At 71.6% G+C, this 20,723-nt stretch carries 13 protein-coding genes; 9 read left to right on the top strand and 4 right to left on the bottom strand.

What is annotated here, in order from left to right; all coding sequences use genetic code 11:
- Window positions 1–163 precede the first annotated feature (163 nt).
- Together IG64_RS16800 and hflX are read left to right on the top strand one after the other, a co-directional pair.
- Window positions 164–1,759, top strand: coding sequence for a M1 family metallopeptidase (locus IG64_RS16800; RefSeq protein ID WP_051812982.1), 1,596 nt, complete (start codon window positions 164–166; stop codon window positions 1,757–1,759).
- 220 nt (window positions 1,760–1,979) lie between these two features.
- Window positions 1,980–3,473, top strand: coding sequence for a GTPase HflX (gene hflX, locus IG64_RS16795; RefSeq protein WP_037856799.1), 1,494 nt, complete (start codon window positions 1,980–1,982; stop codon window positions 3,471–3,473).
- 84 nt (window positions 3,474–3,557) lie between these two features.
- On the opposite strand, the gene IG64_RS16790 is transcribed toward hflX, so the two are convergent.
- From IG64_RS16790 to IG64_RS16780, 3 genes are all read right to left on the bottom strand, one after another.
- Entirely contained in the window at window positions 3,558–4,784 is a 1,227-nt protein-coding gene (locus IG64_RS16790) for a trypsin-like serine peptidase (protein ID WP_037856797.1), read from the bottom strand.
- Between the two features lie 138 nt (window positions 4,785–4,922).
- The gene (locus tag IG64_RS16785; RefSeq protein WP_037856795.1) at window positions 4,923–6,161 is read right to left on the bottom strand and encodes a trypsin-like serine peptidase; all 1,239 of its coding nucleotides are present in this window, start codon (window positions 6,159–6,161) and stop codon (window positions 4,923–4,925) included.
- Between the two features lie 179 nt (window positions 6,162–6,340).
- Window positions 6,341–7,363 carry a GlxA family transcriptional regulator gene (locus IG64_RS16780; protein ID WP_037856794.1) on the bottom strand — a complete coding sequence of 341 codons (1,023 nt, stop codon included), beginning with the start codon at window positions 7,361–7,363 and terminating at the stop codon, window positions 6,341–6,343.
- A gap of 210 nt (window positions 7,364–7,573) precedes the next feature.
- Here IG64_RS16780 and IG64_RS16775 point away from each other — a divergent pair, with 210 nt between their 5' ends.
- The 5 genes from IG64_RS16775 to IG64_RS16755 all read left to right on the top strand — a co-directional run bounded on the left by IG64_RS16775 (window position 7,574) and on the right by IG64_RS16755 (window position 15,470).
- Window positions 7,574–8,164, top strand: a complete 591-nt coding sequence (locus IG64_RS16775) for an isochorismatase family protein (RefSeq protein WP_037856793.1) — start codon at window positions 7,574–7,576, stop codon at window positions 8,162–8,164.
- Window positions 8,165–8,494: 330 nt separating this feature from the next.
- On the top strand, window positions 8,495–10,069 hold the full coding sequence (locus IG64_RS16770; protein ID WP_078884049.1) for a diaminobutyrate--2-oxoglutarate transaminase family protein: 1,575 nt from the start codon (window positions 8,495–8,497) through the stop codon (window positions 10,067–10,069).
- 219 nt (window positions 10,070–10,288) lie between these two features.
- Complete coding sequence (locus IG64_RS16765; protein WP_078884048.1) at window positions 10,289–12,259, top strand: IucA/IucC family protein; 1,971 nt, start codon at window positions 10,289–10,291, stop codon at window positions 12,257–12,259.
- A gap of 186 nt (window positions 12,260–12,445) precedes the next feature.
- Window positions 12,446–13,258, top strand: coding sequence for a GNAT family N-acetyltransferase (locus IG64_RS16760; protein WP_037856792.1), 813 nt, complete (start codon window positions 12,446–12,448; stop codon window positions 13,256–13,258).
- Window positions 13,259–13,481: 223 nt separating this feature from the next.
- Window positions 13,482–15,470 carry an ATP-dependent DNA helicase gene (locus IG64_RS16755; protein ID WP_037856790.1) on the top strand — a complete coding sequence of 663 codons (1,989 nt, stop codon included), beginning with the start codon at window positions 13,482–13,484 and terminating at the stop codon, window positions 15,468–15,470.
- A gap of 221 nt (window positions 15,471–15,691) precedes the next feature.
- Here IG64_RS16755 and lexA read toward each other — a convergent pair whose 3' ends face one another.
- Window positions 15,692–16,471: a transcriptional repressor LexA gene (gene lexA, locus IG64_RS16750; RefSeq protein WP_037856788.1), complete on the bottom strand. Its 780-nt coding sequence runs from the start codon at window positions 16,469–16,471 to the stop codon at window positions 15,692–15,694.
- A 577-nt stretch (window positions 16,472–17,048) separates the two neighbouring features.
- On the opposite strand from lexA, the gene nrdR reads away from it, so the two are divergent.
- A complete protein-coding gene (gene nrdR, locus IG64_RS16745) occupies window positions 17,049–17,609 on the top strand; it encodes a transcriptional regulator NrdR (protein WP_037856786.1) in 561 nt (186 codons plus the stop codon).
- Between the two features lie 162 nt (window positions 17,610–17,771).
- Entirely contained in the window at window positions 17,772–20,660 is a 2,889-nt protein-coding gene (locus IG64_RS16740; RefSeq protein WP_037856782.1) for a vitamin B12-dependent ribonucleotide reductase, read from the top strand.
- The last annotated feature ends 63 nt before the right edge of the window (window positions 20,661–20,723 follow it).

The following is a 20,723-nucleotide window of genomic DNA, read 5'->3' as shown; positions in this document are numbered from 1 at the left end:
GCCCCGGGCGGGTGCCTCCGGCGGCGCGCCCGGCGCGCACTCCGCGCACCCCCGGAACGTCCCGCGCGCCGGCGCGGGCCGCACGCACTCCCGAGGGCCCCGTTCGAGTGGGAAGGGCGCGCGTCGCCGCCGCGGCGGCGCCGCGCGCTGATAGCCGTGGTGCATGCCGCGCACCCTCCGACCCCGTGTCCCGCGTCGCCTCAGAACCCTCAAGGCGACCCTCCTCGCGTCCGCAGCGTCCGGCGCCTGCGCCTGTCTCCTCGCCGCGAGCGCCCCGCCCACCGCGCTCGGCGTGGGCGACCGGCTCTTCCCGCAGCTGGGCAACCCCGGATACGACGTGACGTCGTACGACCTGTCCTTCACCTACACCGGGGACAACAGCAAGCCGCTGCGGGCCGTCACCACCATCGACGTCCGGCCGGCCCAGGACCTCGACCGCCTGAACCTCGACTTCACGCACGGCGAGGTCGACTCCGTGGAGGTCGACGGACTCCCGGCCCGCTTCGCCGCCGCGGGGGAGGACCTGGTGGTCACCCCCCAGGTCCCGCTGCCCGGGCACGGCTGGGCGCGCATCACGGTGCACCACACCAGTGACCCGGTGTCCGAGAAGGGCCGGGACGGCGGCTGGGTGCGCACCGCGGACGGGCTCGCCATGGCCAACCAGGCCGACGTCGCCCACCTGGTCTTCCCGTGCAACGACCACCCCTCCGACAAGGCGAGGTTCACCTTCCACGTCACCGTCCCCGAGGGGTACACGGCCGTCGCCAACGGGCTGCCCGCCGGTACCGCCCGAAGGGGCGGACAGGTCACGTGGACGTACCGCACCGGGCACCCCATGGCCACCGAGCTGGCACAGGTCTCCATCGGCCGCTCCACCGTCCTGCACCGCACCGGTCCGCATGGCCTGCCCGTGCGCGACGTCGTCCCCACCGGGGACCGCGAGGCGCTCGAACCCTGGCTGGCCAGGACCCCCGGCCAGATCGCCTGGATGGAGAGCAAGGTCGGACGCTACCCGTTCGAGACGTACGGCCTGCTCATGGCGTCCGCCACCACCGGTTTCGAACTGGAGACGCAGACCCTCTCCCTCTTCGAGAAGGAGCTGTTCACCGATCCGGCCTGGCCCAAGTGGTACGTGGAGTCGGTGATGGTGCACGAACTGTCCCACCAGTGGTTCGGCGACAGCGTCAGTCCGCGCAGCTGGTCCGACCTGTGGCTCAACGAGGGACACGCGACCTGGTACGAGGCCCTGTACGCCGACGAGAAGGCGCACAAGTCCATGGAGGCCCGGATGAAGGCCGCCTACGGGGCCTCCGACCGCTGGCGTGAGGCCGGAGGGCCACCCGCGCTGCCCAAGCCGCCCAAGGCCGGCCAGAAGATCGGCATCTTCCGTGCCAACGTCTACGACGGCGCGGCTCTCGTCCTCTACGCCCTGCGCCAGGAGATCGGCAGGCCGGCCTTCGAACGGCTGGAGCGCGCCTGGGTGCGCGAGCACCGGGACTCGACGGCGAACACGGCGGACTTCGAACGTCTGGCCTCGGCCGTCGCCGGACGGGACCTCGGCGGCTTCTTCAAGGCCTGGCTCTACGGTGTGAAGACGCCGCCCATGCCGGGCCACCCGGACTGGAAGCAGACACCGCCGCCCAGGACCGCACCGGCGAAGGCGGCACAGACGGCGAGGACGTCCGGACGGGCGAAGACAGCACCGACGAGGACGGTGGCGAAGGCGGCGTGGGCGCGGGACGCCCACCGGAAGCAGTGAGCGGGCCAAGCGGCGAGCCGGACAGCCGGACAGCCGGGAATAACGCCGTGACGAGACGGGCCGTGCCGTGCGACGATCGTCGTGTCGGCACGGCACGGCGCACGGGAATCTCCCGGGACACCCGCGCGTTGTGACAAGTGACGGAACAGCTGCCGAGGCGCTTCGCCCGCGGCCGCCGACCCGTCGCCGCAGCACGGATTCCCAACGACGTAAGGACCCAATGACCTCCTCTTCTTCCTCTTCCCAGGCCGCCGAGCGTCTCGCGCACACCTATCCCGAAGGTCTCCGGGCCGATGCCCTGATGGAAGAGGACGTCGCCTGGAGCCACGAGATCGACGGAGAGCGGGACGGCGACCAGTTCGACCGCTCCGAGCGCGCGGCCCTGCGCCGTGTCGCGGGTCTCTCCACCGAGCTGGAGGACGTCACCGAGGTCGAGTACCGGCAGCTCCGTCTGGAGCGCGTGGTGCTCGTCGGCGTCTGGACCTCGGGGACCGTGCACGACGCGGAGAACTCCCTCGCCGAGCTGGCCGCCCTCGCGGAGACCGCGGGCGCCCTCGTCCTCGACGGCGTGATCCAGCGCCGCGACAAGCCGGACGCGGCCACCTACATCGGCTCCGGCAAGGCCGGCGAGCTGCGTGACATCGTCCTGGAGACGGGCGCGGACACCGTCATCTGCGACGGTGAGCTGAGTCCGGGCCAGCTGATCCACCTCGAGGACGTCGTCAAGGTCAAGGTCATCGACCGCACGGCGCTGATCCTGGACATCTTCGCCCAGCACGCCAAGTCCCGTGAGGGCAAGGCGCAGGTCGCGCTCGCGCAGATGCAGTACATGCTGCCGCGGCTGCGCGGCTGGGGCCAGTCGCTGTCCCGGCAGATGGGCGGCGGCAAGGGCGGCGGCCTCGCCACCCGAGGTCCCGGTGAGACCAAGATCGAGACGGACCGGCGGCGGATCCGCGAGAAGATGGCCAAGATGCGCCGGGAGATCGCGGCCATGAAGACCGGCCGTGAGATCAAGCGCCAGGAGCGGCGCCGCAACAAGGTGCCGTCCGTCGCCATCGCGGGCTACACCAACGCCGGCAAGTCCTCCCTGCTCAACCGCCTCACCGGCGCCGGTGTCCTGGTCGAGAACGCGCTGTTCGCGACCCTGGACCCGACCGTGCGCCGGGCCGAGACGCCGAGCGGGCGGCTGTACACGCTGGCCGACACGGTCGGCTTCGTCCGGCACCTGCCGCACCACCTGGTCGAGGCGTTCCGCTCCACCATGGAGGAGGTCGGCGACTCCGACCTGATCCTGCACGTGGTCGACGGCTCGCACCCGGACCCGGAGGAGCAGCTGGCCGCCGTGCGCGAGGTGATCAGGGACGTCGGCGCCACCGACGTACCCGAGATCGTCGTGGTGAACAAGGCGGACGCGGCCGACCCGCTGGTGCTGCAGCGGCTGCTGCGGGTGGAGAAGCACTCGATCGCGGTCTCGGCCCGCACCGGCCGCGGCATCGCGGAGCTGCTCGCCCTGATCGACCACGAGCTGCCGCGCCCTTCCGTGGAGATCGAGGCGCTCGTGCCCTACACGCACGGCAAGCTGGTCGCCCGTGCCCACACCGAGGGCGAGGTGATCTCCGAGGAGCACACCGCGGAGGGCACCCTGCTCAAGGCACTGGTGCACGAGGAACTGGCCGCGGACCTGACGCCGTACACGCCGGTTCCCGCGCTCTGACCCGCTCCGGCCACCACCGGCGCGAGCAGCACACGGGCCCGCCCCCCTTCGACGGAAGGGGGGCGGGCCCGCGTCATGCCGGTGTCACCGGCCGCCGTAGGTCCGGCTCATGTTCTCGTACAGCGCCTCGGCGCCCTTGCCCAGCTGCGGGCCCGCGAGCCAGGTGTTGTCGGACGGACCGATGGAGGTGTTGGAGACCAGTTCGGTCTTCCCGCCCACCACGCGGAACCAGCCGCCGCCGGAGGACCCGCCGGTCATGGTGCAGCCGATCCGGTACATCGTCGGCAGGGACGGGCTCAGCGACAGCCGGCCCGGCCGGTCCAGGCAGCGGAACATCGTCAGACCGTTGTACGGCGGCGCGGCCGGGTATCCCCAGGCACCCATCGTGGCGACCTGCGGCGCCTGCGGGGCGGAGAAGTCCACGTCGAGTGCGGCCCCGACCGTCTCCTCCAGCGACTTCGCGCCGGTCTCCGGCTTCACGTGCAGCACGGCGTAGTCGTACGCGGCACCGGCACCGCCCGTCTCCGAGCCGCCCTGGATCCACTGGCCCGAGGTGGACGCCCAGTCGGCCCACCAGGCGCCGTACGGGGCGACCTCGGTCGGACTGGCGCCGCTCAGCTGCGACGCGGACCGGCCGAGGTCGTTGTAGGCGGGCACGAAGGCGATGTTGCGGTACCAGCCGCCGCCCTGGCCGGCGTGGACGCAGTGACCCGCGGTCCACACCAGGTTCGACTTGCCCGGGTGGTTGACGTCCTTGACGACCGTGCCGGAGCAGACCATCGAGCCTTGCGGCGAGTCGAAGAAGACCTTGCCGACCGGGGCCGCGTGCTGGTGGTACGGGGTCTTCTCGGCCTGGGCCTGGACGGGCCGCGGCGCCGGGTCGCTGACGCCCTGGCCGGCGGCGGAGTCCTGAGTGGACACCGTCTTGTTGGCCTCCTTGGCGGACTTCATCCGCTCAGGCTTCCAGTGCCCCTTGATCACCGGGTTGACGAAGTCCTTGGCGGCGCTGAGCCACTTGTCCTTGTCCCAGTTCTTCCAGCCGCCGTTCTTCCACCGGTCGACGTCGATCCCGTGGTCCTTGAGCCTCTTCGCGAGGTCGGCCGGGAGGTGACCCCTGCCGTCGCCGCTGCCGGTGGCCCGGGAGCCGCCCACGGCCTGCGAACCGCTGGTGCCGGGCTTGCCGCTCGCGCCGTCGCCCGAGTCGTCGCAGGCCGTGGCGGTGAGCGTCAGCGCCGCGACGAGACCGGTGGCGGCGAGGGCAGTGCCCCGGCGCGCGCGCCGGGGCACTGCGGACGTACGTGTGGAACGCATGATGTGATGAACCCCCGTTGGTTCGTGTGTGTGCTGCCCCACTATGCAGGTGGGGACGGGTACGAACGGCGGCGGGGTGGTGAAGGTTTCCGTAGGACACCCCGCCGCCGTGGCCGGGTCACCGGCCTGCGGCCGTGCTCACTGCACGGCGAACTTCTTGCTGACCGAGTCGTAGACGCCCTTGGCCACCGTGCCCAGCCGCGGACCGGCCAGCCAGCCCGCCGTCACCGGGCCGATCGAGGTGTTGGACACCAGCGCGGGCTTGCCGTCCGTGCCCTTCTCGACCCAGCCGCCGCCGGAGGACCCGCCGGTCATGGTGCAGCCGATGCGGTACATCGTCGGGTCGGCGGCCGCGACCGACAGACGTCCCGGCCTGTCCTGGCACTGGTACAGCGACTGCCCGTCGTACGGCGGCGCGGCCGGGTAGCCGGTCGCGGTGATGCTCTGCACCTTCGGCACGGCCGGCGCGTCGAAGTTCACCGGAAGCGCGGAACCGACCGTCTCCTCCAGCGACTTGCCGTTGCCGCCCTTCTCCGGAGTGACGTGGATGACGGCGAAGTCGTAGCTCGCGCCCTGCCCGCCGGTCGCGCCGCCCTGCTTGATCCACTGGTCGGAGGTCTGCGCCCAGTCGCCCCACCACACCCCGTACGGGGCGACCTGCTCCCGTGTGGCGCCCTGCAGTCGAGCGGTGCTGCGGCCCGCGTCGTTGTACGACGGCACGAAGGCGATGTTGCGGTACCAGCCGCCCTTCTTGCCGGCGTGCACGCAGTGCCCCGCCGTCCACACCAGGTTGGACTTGCCGGGGTGGGCCGGGTCCTCGACGACCGTGGCCGAACAGACCATCGTGCCCTCGGGGGAGTCGAAGAAGACCTTGCCCGCCGTCGCCGCGCTGGTGTGGTAAGGCGGCGCCACCTTCTGAGCCTGCACGGGCGCCGGAGCCGGGTCCGTGACGCCCTGGTCACCGGAGATGTCGTTGTCGTCGACGCCCTTGTCCGGGTCGTTGGCCCGGCGCATGCGGTCCGGGTCCCACAGGCCCTGGATGATGGGGTTGACGAAGTCGTTCGCCTCGCGGAGCCAGTCGTCCTTGTTCCAGTTCTTCCAGGCGCCGTTCTTCCACTTGTCGACGTCGATCCCGTGCTCCTTGAGCTTCTTCCGGATGTCGTCCGGGATCGTGATCTTGCCGTCGCCCGTGGCCCCCGAGCCACCGGCGGCCGCGGAGGCGGAGGGCTCGCCGGCCGCGCCGGTGTCGTCCGAGTTGCAGCCGGTGGCGGTGAGCGCGAGGGTCGAGACCAGTGCGACGGCGGCCAGCGCGGGGAAGGGCGAGCGCCGGGCGCGCCCTCCCCGGCGAACGGTGACGGATGGGCGTATGGGTCGCATGTTTCGACTCCCCCTGCTGTGAACGGACGTGCTGATACCGCCGGGACGGCACACCGGTCCCGGGTGGGACACGGGCCTCGGCCACGGCGGCCGGAACGGCACCACACACTATGCGGTTGCTGTGGGCCACCGCCCACGGAACGGCAACGGTTCGGCTACAAGCCGTCTGACCTGGCCGATCAACCGGAGAACTCCCGGTTCGGCGCCGGTTCGCCGAAGGGGGAGCGGAAGCGGCGCCGGTACTCGGTGGGCGTCGTGCCGAGCCGGCGGCGGAACGCCCGGACCAGCGTGTCCGCCGTCCCGAACCCGCACACCGACACGATGCGTTCGAGGGTGGCGTCGGTGGACTCCAGCTGACCGCGCGCCGCTTCCACGCGGGCCGCTTCCACGTACGCGCTCGGTGTCATGCCCAGCTCGGCCTTGAAGACCCGGGTCAACTGCCGTTCGCTGAGGCGGGCGTGCTCGGCCAGGTCCGCCACGGTGAGCTGCTCCCCGAGGTGCCGCAGGATGTGGTGACGGAGGTCCTCCACGCGCCGCGTGCGCGAGACGGGTTCCAGCGGCACGCTGAACTGGCTCTGCCCGCTGGGCCGTTTCAGGTACATCACCAGCTGGCGGGCGACACGCAGCGCGACCGTCTCGCCGAAGTCGTCGGCGACGAGGGCGAGCGACAGGTCGAGGCAGGCGCTGATCCCCGCGCCGGTCCAGGTGTCGCCCTCCCGGATGAAGATCGGATCGGCGTCGACCCGCACCGCGGGGTGCTCGTCGGCGAGTTGCCGGGCGGTCGACCAGTGGGTGGTGGCGCGTTTGCCGTCGAGGAGTCCCGCGGCGGCCAGGAGGTGCGCCCCGACACAGACGGAGGCGACTCTCCGCGCCCGGCCGGCGAGCGTGCTCACCCGGTCGACCACCGCGGGGTCGGTCCGGGCCCGTACGCCCCGCCGGCCGTCCGCCTCGACGGAACCGGGCACGATGAGGGTGTCGACGCCGCCTCGTGCCACCTCGCCGAAGGTGGTGTCGGGGAGCAGGCGTACGCCGGCGGACGTGGTGACGGGGTCCATCGTCTCTGCGGCGAGGACCACCCGGTAACCCGTCGGCTCCGGCATCTCGCGCTGCACCAGGGAGAACACCTCGGGCGGGCCGGTGACGTCGAGCAGGTCGACCCCCTCGAAGAGAACGATGACGACGAGTCGTTCCACGACGCTCACGGGATCTCCGTCCGTCCGGCGGAACCGATGTCCGCTGCTGCACCCGGAACCGTGTCCGGACTGATGTCTGGATCTGCAGGTTAGGCGACATTGCCGACACGCGGCGGTGGCTCGTAGGTTCATGTGCGTGGCCGGTCACCGCACGCACGGCCGCGCTCCAGGAACCCGAGTGGCTTCGACTGCTCGGTGCATCGGCTGAGGGGTATTTCCATGACGACGACGACTCTGCGCGAACTCAACGGCCTCGACGCGACGCCGGCTTCGCTCGCGCACTCGACCTTGATCCTGGTCGACTACCAGAACACCTACGTCGGCGGAGTGATGGAGCTGGCAGGCTGGCGGCCCGCGCTCGACTCCGCCGCCGCCCTGCTGGCCCGGGCCCGGGAGGCGGGCACGAAGGTCATCCACGTCGTCCACGACGGCGGCGAAGGCACTCCGTACGACATCGGCGCGGAGACCGGCCGGATCCACCCGAGCGTCGCGCCGGCCGAGGGCGAGCCCGTGGTCGTGAAGAAGGCGCCCAACGCGTTCGTCGACACCGAACTCGGCAAGCACGTCGACGCCGCCGGCAACGAGGACGTCATCGTCATCGGATTCATGACGCACATGTGCGTGCTGTTCACCGCCGAGGGCGCGTTCCTGCGCGGCAACCGGCCCACGGTGGTCGCCGACGCGTGCGCGACGCGCCCGCTCCAGGCGGTGGGCACCTGGCTGGACGCCCGGCAGATCCACCACAGCGCCCTGGCGACGATCGGAGACCTCTACGGCGTGGTCGTCGAGTCGCAGGCGTCCCTGACCTGAGCGGTGCCGCTCCGTGAACCCGGTCCCGCGCCCGCCTGACCCTGACCCTGAGCGGACCCGTAACCGCAAGGATCGTCCGCGGTTATAGCGGTGGGGTTCCCGCTGTCCATGACCAGACCCACGCGCCCTCGAACGCCGCACCGCCGAAGACGCCGTCGTCGCCGGTGCCCGTGTCCGCGCCGGGCGTACGGCCCTCAGCGCGGCCGCGACATCGACGCCACGCGGCCGAGGGGGCCGCAGGCGCTCGATGCCGTGCGGCAGTGGGACCCGCAGTCCGGCCCGCCGCCAAGGCGCAGGCCGGTGTCCTGGGACAGCGGAGGACAGGGAGCCGTGACCGTGACGGAGTCTGCGCACGAGAGGTGCGCGTCGGACGACGCGCACCTCCTGCACGACGGGATCCTGCGGCGCCAGTCCGCGCGTGAGTCGGCGGCCCGCACCTACGCGCGCGTCCTGCCGATCGTGCCGGTCAGGGCGCGCGGGCTCACCATCGAAGGTGCGGACGGCCGGCGCTACCTGGACTGCCTCTCGGGCGCGGGCACCCTGGCCCTCGGGCACAACCACCCCGTCGTCCTGGAAGCCGTCCGCAAGGTCCTCGACTCCGGCGCGCCCCTGCACGCCCTCGACCTGGCCACCCCCGTCAAGGACGCCTTCGTCACCGAGCTGTTCCGCACCCTGCCGGCCGGCCTCGCGGACCGGGCCCGCGTGCAGTTCTGCGGGCCTGCGGGGACGGACGCTGTGGAGGCCGCTTTCAAACTCGTCCGGACGGCCACCGGACGCGGCGGCATCATGGCCTTCACCGGCGCCTACCACGGGATGACCGAGGCCGCGCTCGCCGCGTCCGGTCACGCTTGCGACGTACGGGTCGCGCGGCTGCCCTACCCGCAGGACTACCGCTGTCCCTTCGGGCTCGGCGGCTCCCGCGGGGCCGAACTCGCCGCCCGCTGGACGGAGTCCGTACTGGACGACCCCAAGTCCGGGGTCCCGCTGCCCGCCGGGATGATCCTCGAACCCGTGCAGGGCGAGGGCGGGGTGATCCCCGCGCCGGACACCTGGATGCGCCGCATCCGGCAGCTCACCGAGGAACGGTCCGTGCCCTTGATCGCCGACGAGATCCAGACCGGAGTCGGCCGCACGGGCGCCTTCTGGGCGGTGGACCACAGCGGGGTGACGCCGGACGTGATGGTGCTGTCGAAGGCCATCGGCGGCAGCCTGCCGCTGGCCGTCGTCGTCTACCGCGACGACCTCGACGTCTGGGAACCGGGCGCCCACGCCGGAACCTTCCGCGGCAACCAGCTCGCCATGGCAGCGGGCACCGCGACCCTCGCCCACGTCCGCGAGAACCGTCTCGCCGAACGCGCCGCCGTCCTCGGTTCCCGCATGCTCTCCCGGCTCCGTGAACTGGCCGGGCACCATGCCTGCGTCGGTGACGTGCGGGGCCGCGGGCTGATGCTCGGCCTCGAACTGGTCGATCCCGACGCGGAGTCGGAAGCGGCCACGGAGCCGGGGGAGAGGGCGGCAGGCGCCGCGGACGGGGGCAGTGCGGGACCGGCCCCCGCCGGCCCGGCGGCGATCCCCGGCGCGGCGGGCGACGGCACCCGGCGGTCCGTGGCGCCACCGGCCGACCCCGCGGTGCGCCGGCCGCCCGCCGCGCCGGGGATCGCCGCCGCCGTGCAGAGGGAGTGCCTGCGACGGGGTCTGATCGTCGAACTCGGCGGCCGTCACGCCAGTGTGGTCCGGCTCCTGCCCCCGCTGACCCTCACCGACGAGCAGGCGACGGCGGTGCTCGACCGGTTGTGCGACGCGGTCGGAGCGGCAGCCCTGAGCCGGCCCGGACGCGTGGGCGGGCAGTTCCCCCCGCTGGGACGGCGACCGCCGTCCACCACCGGCCCGGACGGAACGGACTGACGCCCGCGGCCAGACCCCCGTGGCCCACCGCGCCGGCCGCCCCCGTCTCCGGACACGCACCGACAGACGGCCGAGAACCCCAGACGTCGCAGAGGGCGCACAGACCATAGAGATCGCACAGATCACACAGACCGCACAGAGCACACAGACGACGCGGCCCACCTTGCCGACGCAGGCAGCGCGTGCGACACGGACGGCCCCCGACACCGAGGAACCGCCTTGAACACCACCCCCACACACCGCGGTCACTCCGTTCCTCCCCCCGAGGCGAACGACACGGTCCCTCATCAGCCGGGCACTCCCTCCCCCCACCAGCCGCCGCAGGCGACGGCCGCTGCCGGCCGAGACGTCCCGGCCGACCTGCTGGATCACCCCGACCCGTTCGCAGCCGCCCAGGCCGCCGGGGTCGAGAACCTGCTGCGCTGCTGGGTCCGTGAGACCGGTGTCCGCGATCCCCAGGACGGCTTCCTCCGCATCCCCCTCCCGGCCAGTGGCACCGCGCTGCTGGTGCCGGTCCACCACTGGTCACCGGCCGGCTGGCACCGCTTCGGGCCGCCCCGCCTGGCCGGCGCTCCCCAGGGCGCCGCACCGGCCGACGCCGTCACGGTCGCCGCACTGCTCGCCCGGGAAGCGGCCGATCCGGCCGCTCCACCCCTGACACCGCAGGCGCCGGCAGCCTCCACCGACACCGGAGCCCAGGGCGAGGCGGTCGACTTGGTGGCCCGCGTCGCCGACTCCGTCCGCCGTACCGCTCTCTTCCTCGCCGACCGTCGCGCCCACCCGGACGACGGACCCGACCGCTTCCTCTCCGCTGAACAAGCCCTCCTGTTCGGACATCCGCTGCACCCGGCCCCCAAGGGCCGGGAGGGTCTCTCGGAAGCCGAGGCCCGGCACTACTCACCCGAGTCACGGGGATCCTTCGCCCTGCACTGGATGGCGGTGGCACCCGCCGCCCTCGCCGCCGACTCGGCCTGGACCGAGTCCGGGCGACCCGTGTCCGCCGACCGCATCACCGCCCGGCTCGCCGGAGACGGACCACGGGTGCCCGACGGCCACGCACTCCTGCCCCTGCACCCCTGGCAGATGCGCGAGGTACTGCATCGCCCCGAGGTGAGGGCACTCCTCGACGCCGGCCTGCTGCTCGACCTAGGGCCTCACGGCCCCGACTGGCATCCGACCTCCTCCGTAAGGACCGTCCACCGCAGTGGCGCGCCCGCCATGCTCAAGCTCTCCCTGGGCCTTCGCATCACCAACTCCCGTCGTGAGAACCTCCGGAAGGAACTGCACCGCGGCGTCGAGGTCCACCGCCTGCTGCGCAGCGGTCTCTCCCAGCAGTGGCGGGCGGCCCACCCCGGCTTCGACATCGTGCGCGACCCGGCCTGGGTGGCCGTCGACGACCAGGACGGGGCCCCCGTGCCGGGGCTGGACGTGATGATCCGTCACAATCCCTTCGGCCCGGCGGACGACGTCTCCTGTGTCGCCGGGCTCGTCGCCCCCAGGCCTTCCCCCTGGAGCGCGCCGTGCCCGCCACCGGGGGAGAGCCGGTCCCGGGCGGCGGCCGGTCAGGCGACGCGCTCCCGCCTCGCCGAGGTCATCATGCGTCTCGCCGCCCGAACCGGACGTCCGCGGGGAGCCGTCGCCGCCGAGTGGTTCCTCCGCTACCTCGAACAGGTGATCCGGCCGGTGCTGTGGCTGGACGGCGAGGCGGGGATCGCCCTCGAAGCGCACCAGCAGAACACGCTGCTCCTGCTCGATGCCGACGGCTGGCCCGCAGGCGGTCGCTACCGCGACAACCAGGGCTACTACTTCCGCGCCTCGCGGCAAGCGGAACTCGACGCCCGGCTGCCCGGCATCGGCGCCCGGAGCGACACCTTCGTCTCCGACGAGGTCACCGACGACCGCTTCCTCTACTACCTCGGCTTCAACAACGTGTTCGGGCTCATCGGCGCCTTCGGCTCCCAGCGCCTCGCCGACGAGAGCCTGCTCCTGGCCGCCTTCCGCCGCTTCCTCGCCGACGCCGCCACCGGCCCGGGGCGCATGCGCTCCACGCTGCCCGCCCGCCTGCTCGACTCACCGGTCCTGCCGTGCAAGGCCAACCTGCTGACCCGGCTGCACGGCCTGGACGAACTCGTCGGTCCGGTCGACACCCAGTCCGTCTACGTCACCGTCACCAACCCCCTCCACTGCTGAACGCCACCGCGGACCCGCGACCGGCCCCGCCGGTGCCACGGACCGGTCCCGACACCGGATCCTCCCCGCCGCCCCACCTCCGATCAGCCTCGTCACACGTCACACGCCACACGGCACACGCCCCCCCCGCCACCGAGGACCGTGTCCCACCTCGTCCCCGCCACCGCCTTCCGAGAGGAGCGCCCCATGTCTCCCGTCGACGCCGGCGCCGCCCCCTGTCACGTCCCCGCCACCCCGTCCCCCGCCGGAACGGATCCGGGCCCTGCGGCGGGGCTCCGCGACACCGGCTCGGGCACGACCGGTCCCGTCTCGCGTCCCCGCGCCGCCGAGGAGTGCGGCGACGCCGAGGACACGCTCGACCTGCGTCTGCCTGATGATTTCGTCGCGCTCTTCGCCGAGCCGGCCCGAGCGCGCGCCGCCGGCCGGGCCGACCTCCTCGACGGCGTCGGAGACTGGGGACCCACCGTCACGCCCGTCGGCACCTTCCAGCTGGTCACCGTCCTGGTCGAGCGTGACCTGCCGGTCGTCGGCCGCTGGATGAACGAGCCCGCGGTCGCCGAGTTCTGGCACCTGGCCGGGCCACCGAGCGTGACCGAGCAGCACCTGCGCGCGCAGGTGGACGGCGACGGACGCAGCGTTCCCTGCATCGGACTGCTGGACGGCATGCCGATGAGCTACTGGGAGATCTACCGCGCCGATCTCGATCCCCTGGCCCGCCACTACCGCGCACGTCCGCACGACACCGGTGTCCACCTCCTCATCGGGAGCGCCGCCGACCGCGGACGGGGTATCGGCAGCGCCCTGCTGGCAGCGGTAGCCGACCTCGTACTCGCCAAGCGTCCCGCTTGTTCCCGCGTCGTCGCGGAACCCGACCTTCGCAACGCACCCTCCCTCTCCGCCTTCCGGGCCGCCGGCTTCCGGCTCTCCGCCGAGGTGGACCTGCCCGGCAAACGGGCCGCCCTCATGCTTCGCGACCGGACCTCCCGCAGGCCGCTGTGACAGTCCGCCACGTCCTTGTCACTTCTGGTACACCGGCCGACGCGAACCGGTTCCCCTTTCCACCGCCCCGTTTCGGGCCGCCCTCCTCCGGCTCCGCTCCGGGCCCCGGGCCGGAAGGGCCGGGCACCGGTACCGGACCGAGGGGCCCGCACACCGGTGCACCGCCTCCCGTCCCGGCGTCCGGGACCCGTTTGTCAGTCCGGAGCCGTAGGGTGGTCGCGCTATGACGAAGCCCTCTCTCCCCGAACTCCTGCATGCCGCCGTCGCCGCCGTCGGCGGTACGGAGCGCCCCGGCCAGGTGACCATGGCCCAAACCGTCTCCGACGCGATCGACGACGGTTCGCACCTGCTGGTCCAGGCCGGCACCGGCACCGGAAAGTCGCTCGGCTACCTCGTGCCGGCGCTCGCGCACGGAGGCCGGGTCGTGGTGGCGACGGCCACCTTGGCCCTGCAGCGCCAGCTGGTCGAGCGGGACCTGCCGCGCACGGTCGACGCCCTGCACCCGCTGCTGCGCCGCCGCCCGGAGTTCGCGATGCTCAAGGGCCGGTCGAACTACCTGTGCCTGCACCGCCTGCACGAGGGTGTGCCGCAGGACGAGGAGGAGGGCCTGTTCGACCAGTTCGAGGCGGCAGCGCCCACCAGCAGGCTGGGGCAGGACCTGCTGCGGCTGCGCGACTGGTCGGACGAGACGGAGACCGGGGACCGTGACGACCTCACACCGGGCGTCTCGGACCGGGCCTGGGCGCAGGTCTCGGTCTCTTCCCGCGAGTGCCTGGGCGCCTCGAAGTGCGCCTACGGGGCGGAGTGCTTCGCCGAGATGGCCCGCGAGCGCGCCAAGCTCGCCGAGGTGGTCGTCACCAATCACGCGCTGCTCGCGATCGACGCCATCGAGGGCGCGCCGGTCCTTCCGCAGCATGAGGTACTGATCGTCGACGAGGCGCACGAGCTGGTCTCGCGGGTGACCGGCGTGGCCACCGGTGAGCTGACCCCGGGGCAGGTCAACCGCGCGGTGCGCCGCGCCGCGAAGCTGGTCGACGAGAAGGCCGCCGACCAGCTGCAGACGGCCGCCGAGGGCTTCGAGCGGCTGATGGAGCTGGCCCTTCCCGGTCGTCTGGAGGAGATCCCGGAGGATCTCGGCTATGCGCTGATGGCGTTGCGCGACGCCTCCCGCACCGTCATCTCGGCCATCGGCGCCACCCGTGACAAGTCGGTCCAGGACGAGGACGCGGTCCGCAAGCAGGCGCTCGCCTCCGTGGAGAACGTGCACGATGTGGCGGAGCGGATCACCAACGGCTCCGAATGGGACGTGGTGTGGTACGAGCGCCACGACCGCTTCGGCGCCTCGCTGCGCGTCGCCCCCATGTCCGTGTCGGGACTGCTGCGGGAGAAGCTCTTCACCGACCGCTCCGTGGTGCTCACCTCCGCGACCTTGAAGCTCGGCGGCGACTTCAACGGCGTCGGCGCCTCACTCGGCCTGGCCCCCGAGGGCACGCAGGGCGATGACGTGCCGCAGTGGAAGGGGGTGGACGTCGGTTCGCCGTTCGACTACCGCAGGCAGGGCATCCTGTACGTCGCCAAGCACCTGGCGCGCCCCGCGCGGGACGGCGACCGCGGGGACATGCTCGACGAGCTGACGGAGCTGATCCAGGCGTCCGGCGGCCGGACGCTCGGCCTGTTCTCGTCGATGCGGGCGGCCCAGCTCGCCGCGGAGGAGCTGCGCTCGCGCCTCCCGGAGTTCCCGATCCTCCTCCAGGGCGAGGAGACCCTGGGCGAGTTGATCAAGAACTTCGCGGCCGATCCGAAGACCTGCCTGTTCGGCACCCTCTCGCTCTGGCAGGGCGTCGATGTCCCCGGTCCCAGCTGCCAGCTGGTCGTCATGGACAAGATCCCCTTCCCGCGTCCGGACGACCCGTTGATGAGCGCCCGCCAGAAGGCGGTGGAGGAAGCCGGGGGGAACGGTTTCATGGCCGTCGCCGCGACGCATGCGGCCCTCCTGATGGCCCAGGGCGCCGGGCGCCTCGTCCGGGCGTCGGGGGACCGGGGAGTGGTCGCCGTCCTGGATCCGCGGCTGGCCACAGCCCGCTACGGGGGCTACCTGAAGGCCTCGCTGCCGGACTTCTGGTACACCACCGACCGCAACCAGGTGCGGAAGTCGCTCGCGTCCATCGACGCGGCGGCGCAGCAGGCGGAGAGCGAGCAGGTCGCGAAGTGATCGCGGGGTAGCCTGAGCGGCGCCGCTCAGGCTACCCCGCGATGGGAACCAGCCTGTCCCGTGTCCCGTGGTCGTGCGTGTGGCCCGAGGCCGGCTCGGAGCACGGCATGCGGCCGGGGGCCGCGGCCTGTCGGTGTCCGGACAGCGCAGGGCCCCGGAACCGGCGCAGGGGTTCCGGGGCCCGGTCAGGGGCGGGTCGGTGGGCCCGTCCGGCGGTCGTCTCAGACGCGCCGCAGGACTGCTACCACCTTGCCGAGAATGGTCGCGTCGTCACCCGGGATCGGTTCGTACGCCGCGTTGTGCGGGAGCAGCCAGACGTGGCCGTCCTCGCGCTTGAAGCGCTTGACCGTGGCCTCTCCGTCGATCATGGCGGCCACGATGTCGCCGTTCTCGGCGACCTGCTGGCGGCGGACGGTCACCCAGTCGCCGTCGCAGATCGCGGCCTCGATCATCGAGTCGCCGACGACCTTGAGGACGAACAGCTCACCGTCGCCGACCAGCTGGCGGGGGAGCGGGAAGACGTCCTCGACGGACTCCTCGGCGAGGATCGGGCCGCCGGCGGCGATCCGCCCGACGAGCGGGACGTAGGACGCGGCCGGCTTGCCCACGGTGTCCGTGGGCTGCAGCGTTGCGGCCTGGTCGGAGCCGCGGACCTCGTACGCGCGCGGGCGGTGCGGGTCGCGCCTGAGGAAGCCCTTGCGCTCCAGCGCCATCAGCTGGTGGGCCACCGACGAGGTGCTGGACAGCCCCACGGCCTGGCCGATCTCCCGCATGGACGGCGGGTAGCCCCGGCGCTGCACCGAGTCCCTGATGACTTCGATCACCCGGCGCTGGCGATCGGTGAGCCCCGAGCTGTCGGCCCGGATGCCTGGAGGTCGCCCCGGCAGGGAGCGCTTGTGTCCCTCGGGGTTCGCGGCTTCGTTCATCGCATGCACCGGCTCGAGTCGGCCCTGGGGGCGGTCCTGGGCAGTGATGGTGGCACTGTCTGCGGTGGTGGTCACGTCGGCCCCTCTCGATGGTCTCCCTCCGGCACAACGGTAGTTGCTTTCGAAAGGTTGCGCCAAACACACGTTCGAGTGAAAAACCGCGAATGGTCTGGCTTGATCATGTGTCTGGGTGTATAGGTGGCGCGGCACCCGGCAGGCAAAAGGGCCCATTGCTGTACTCTTCACCGCCGGGGTGCGGCCCTTCGGACCGCTGCCCCAGTCTGCCATCCGGCGGCCCGTCGGCAGGGTGCCGGTCGCCCATCTGCCGGACAGTCCCACGCGTCCTCCGTGCGGCGTTCACGGTATCTCCGTACGCCCGCGGCCGTAGCCGGCGTGCGTCGGCGTGTCTTCCTCCGCTGCGCGGGCCCGGGGTGGCCGCACGGGCCGGGGCCGTCCCTCCGCGACACGCGTGCCCCGTCGGGCACGTACCGGCCAATCCCTACATCTAGTGGTTGGATAGCTACAGCAGCCCACAAGTTGTGTTCCCCCGGGTCTTCGGTCCTCTCGTCATCGCCTATGCTTGGGGCTGCTTCCGCGGGGCCCATGAGGTCCTGCGTAGCCATTGAGTCTGCTGTGAGGAGGGTTGGAGTCCATGCACTGCCCCTTCTGCAGGCACCCCGACAGCCGTGTGGTCGACAGTCGTACGACGGACGACGGCACGGCGATCCGCAGGCGCCGCCAGTGCCCTGACTGCTCTCGCCGGTTCACGACCGTCGAGACGTGTTCGCTCATGGTGGTCAAGCGGTCCGGAGTCACCGAGCCCTTCAGCCGCACCAAGGTCATCAACGGCGTGCGCAAGGCGTGCCAGGGGCGGCCTGTCACGGAGGACGCGCTGGCCCAGCTGGGGCAGCGGGTCGAGGAAGCGGTGCGGGCCAGCGGGAGCGCCGAGGTGGCCGCTCACGAGGTGGGGCTCGCCATACTCGGCCCCCTGCGGGAGCTGGACCTCGTCGCCTACCTGCGGTTCGCGTCCGTCTACCGGGCGTTCGACTCGCTCGAGGACTTCGAGGCCGCCATCGCGGAGCTGAGGGAAGGAACGCGACGCCCCGGCGCGCAGGAGGAGGGCGGCGACGGTGCCGTCACGGGGAGCCAGGAAGACGATCGCGGGCGCGGCGGGACGGCTGAGGTCCCCCTGCCCGCACGCGCCGCCGACTGATCGGCGGGCCGGTCCGGACCGCGGGTCCGGATCCGGCTGTGCGGCGGCGAGGAAGACGGTTGCGGGCGGCAGCGACAGGGGTGCCCGCAGCACCAGACAGAACATCGTGTCTCGGAACATCGGGGCACTTCGGGGCGTTTTCGCCCGTATCAGGGAGGCGGCATGACAGAGACGGCGAGCGGTCCGGCACGAGGTTCCCGCGCCAAGGGCGGCAAGGCTGGGAACAAGGGGCTGCACATCGAGCGCATCCACACCACCCCCGGCGTACACCCGTACGACGAGGTGAGCTGGGAGCGCCGTGACGTCGTCATGACCAACTGGCGCGACGGCTCGGTCAACTTCGAGCAGCGTGGCGTCGAGTTCCCCGACTTCTGGTCGGTGAACGCGGTCAACATCGTCACCAGCAAGTACTTCCGCGGTGCCGTCGGCACCCCGCAGCGCGAGACCAGTCTCAAGCAGCTGATCGACCGCATCGTGAAGACGTACCGGAAGGCCGGTGAGGACTACAAGTACTTCGCCTCGCCCGCCGACGCCGAGATCTTCGAGCACGAGCTGGCGTACGCCCTCCTGCACCAGATCTTCAGCTTCAACAGCCCCGTCTGGTTCAACGTGGGCACCCCGCAGCCCCAGCAGGTCTCCGCCTGCTTCATCCTGTCCGTCGACGACTCCATGGAGTCGATCCTCGACTGGTACAAGGAAGAGGGCATGATCTTCAAGGGCGGCTCCGGCGCCGGCCTGAACCTCTCCCGGATCCGTTCCTCCAAGGAACTGCTCTCCTCCGGCGGCAACGCCTCCGGTCCCGTCTCCTTCATGCGCGGCGCCGACGCCTCCGCGGGCACCATCAAGTCCGGTGGTGCCACCCGCCGCGCCGCCAAGATGGTCATCCTCGACGTCGACCACCCCGACGTGGAGGACTTCATCGAGACGAAGGTCAAGGAGGAGGAGAAGATCCGCGCCCTGCGCGACGCGGGCTTCGACATGGACCTGGGCGGCGACGACATCACGTCCGTCCAGTACCAGAACGCCAACAACTCCGTCCGGGTGAACGACGAGTTCATGAAGGCGGTCGAGCAGGGCGGCAAGTTCGGTCTGCGTGCCCGGATGACCGGCGAGGTCATCGAGGAGGTGGAGGCCAAGTCCCTCTTCCGCAAGATGGCCGAGGCCGCCTGGGCCTGCGCCGACCCGGGCATCCAGTACGACGACACGATCAACCACTGGCACACCTGCCCGGAGTCCGGCCGGATCAACGGCTCGAACCCCTGCAGCGAGTACATGCACCTGGACAACACGTCCTGCAACCTCGCCTCGCTGAACCTGATGAAGTTCCTCAAGGACGACGGCAAGGGCAACCAGTCCTTCCAGTCCGAGCGCTTCGCCAAGGTCGTCGAGCTGGTCATCACCGCGATGGACATCTCGATCTGCTTCGCGGACTTCCCGACCCAGAAGATCGGCGAGAACACCCGCGCCTTCCGCCAGCTCGGCATCGGCTACGCCAACCTCGGCGCCCTGCTGATGGCGACCGGCCACGCCTACGACTCCGACGGCGGCCGCGCGCTGGCCGGTGCCATCACCTCCCTGATGACCGGCACCGCCTACAAGCGCTCCGCCGAGCTGGCCGCGGTCGTCGGACCGTACGACGGCTACGCCCGCAACGCGCAGCCGCACCAGCGCGTCATGAAGCAGCACTCCGACGCCAACGCCACCGCCGTGCGCATGGACGACCTGGACACCCCGGTGTGGGCCGCCGCCACGGAGGCCTGGCAGGACGTGCTGCGCCTCGGTGAGAAGAACGGTTTCCGTAACTCCCAGGCCTCCGTCCTCGCCCCGACCGGCACCATCGGCCTCGCGATGTCCTGCGACACCACCGGTGTCGAGCCCGACCTCGCGCTGGTCAAGTTCAAGAAGCTGGTCGGCGGCGGCTCGATGCAGATCGTCAACGGCACCGTCCCGCAGGCCCTGCGCCGCCTGGGCTACCAGGAGGAGCAGATCGAGGCGATCGTCGCCCACATCGCCGAGCACGGCAATGTGATCGACGCCCCCGGTCTCAAGCAGGAGCACTACGAGGTGTTCGACTGCGCCATGGGCGAGCGCGCCATCTCCCCCATGGGCCACGTCCGCATGATGGCGGCGATCCAGCCGTGGATCTCCGGCGCCATCTCCAAGACGGTCAACATGCCGGAGTCGGCGACCGTCGAGGAGGTCGAGGAGATCTACTTCGAGGCCTGGAAGCTGGGCGTCAAGGCGCTGGCGATCTACCGCGACAACTGCAAGGTCGGCCAGCCGCTCTCCGCCAAGACCAAGGACTCCGACAAGAAGCCCGAGGCCGCCGAGGAGAAGCAGCCCAAGGTCGAGAAGGTCGTCGAGTACCGCCCGGTCCGCAAGCGTCTCCCGAAGGGCCGTCCCGGCATCACCACCTCCTTCACCGTCGGCGGCGCCGAGGGCTACATGACCGCCAACTCCTACCCGGACGACGGTCTCGGCGAAGTCTTCCTGAAGATGTCCAAGCAGGGCTCGACGCTCGCGGGCATGATGGACGCCTTCTCCATCGCGGTCTCCGTCGGCCTTCAGTACGGCGTGCCGCTGGAGACGTACGTCTCGAAGTTCACCAACATGCGCTTCGAGCCGGCCGGCATGACCGACGACCCGGACGTGCGGATGGCCCAGTCGATCGTCGACTACATCTTCCGCCGCCTGGCGCTGGACTTCCTGCCCTTCGAGACGCGCTCCGCGCTCGGCATCCACTCCGCCGAGGAGCGTCAGCGCCACCTGGAGACCGGCTCCTACGAGCCGATCGACGAGGAGGTCGACGTCGAGGGGCTGGCCCAGTCGGCGCCCCGCCAGACCGACCTGAAGGCCGTCGCCATGCCGAAGGCCGAGGCCGAGGTGGCCGCGCCCGCCCCGAAGGAGGCGCACACCAGCGCCGAACTGGTCGAGATGCAGTTGGGCATCCAGGCCGACGCCCCGCTCTGCTTCTCCTGCGGCACCAAGATGCAGCGCGCCGGTTCCTGCTACATCTGCGAGGGCTGCGGCTCCACGAGCGGTTGCAGCTGACCTGACAGGCAGGCCGTGAGGTAAGGGGCGTCGGCCATGGCTGACGCCCCTTACCTTCGTCCC

The organism is Streptomyces sp. NRRL S-340 (assembly GCF_000720185.1).
GTDB lineage: Bacteria > Actinomycetota > Actinomycetes > Streptomycetales > Streptomycetaceae > Streptomyces.
The sequence above is the reverse complement of the archived record's forward strand: the minus strand, read 5'-3'. Positions and strand labels throughout refer to the sequence as shown.

Coding starts and splice junctions, on each gene's coding strand:
- IG64_RS16800 (WP_051812982.1), top strand. CDS start 164: ATGCCGCGCACCCTCCGACCCCGTGTCCCGCGTCGCCTCAGAACCCTC.
- hflX (WP_037856799.1), top strand. CDS start 1,980: ATGACCTCCTCTTCTTCCTCTTCCCAGGCCGCCGAGCGTCTCGCGCAC.
- IG64_RS16790 (WP_037856797.1), bottom strand. CDS start 4,784: ATGCGTTCCACACGTACGTCCGCAGTGCCCCGGCGCGCGCGCCGGGGC.
- IG64_RS16785 (WP_037856795.1), bottom strand. CDS start 6,161: ATGCGACCCATACGCCCATCCGTCACCGTTCGCCGGGGAGGGCGCGCC.
- IG64_RS16775 (WP_037856793.1), top strand. CDS start 7,574: ATGACGACGACGACTCTGCGCGAACTCAACGGCCTCGACGCGACGCCG.
- IG64_RS16760 (WP_037856792.1), top strand. CDS start 12,446: ATGTCTCCCGTCGACGCCGGCGCCGCCCCCTGTCACGTCCCCGCCACC.
- IG64_RS16755 (WP_037856790.1), top strand. CDS start 13,482: ATGACGAAGCCCTCTCTCCCCGAACTCCTGCATGCCGCCGTCGCCGCC.
- nrdR (WP_037856786.1), top strand. CDS start 17,049: ATGCACTGCCCCTTCTGCAGGCACCCCGACAGCCGTGTGGTCGACAGT.
- IG64_RS16740 (WP_037856782.1), top strand. CDS start 17,772: ATGACAGAGACGGCGAGCGGTCCGGCACGAGGTTCCCGCGCCAAGGGC.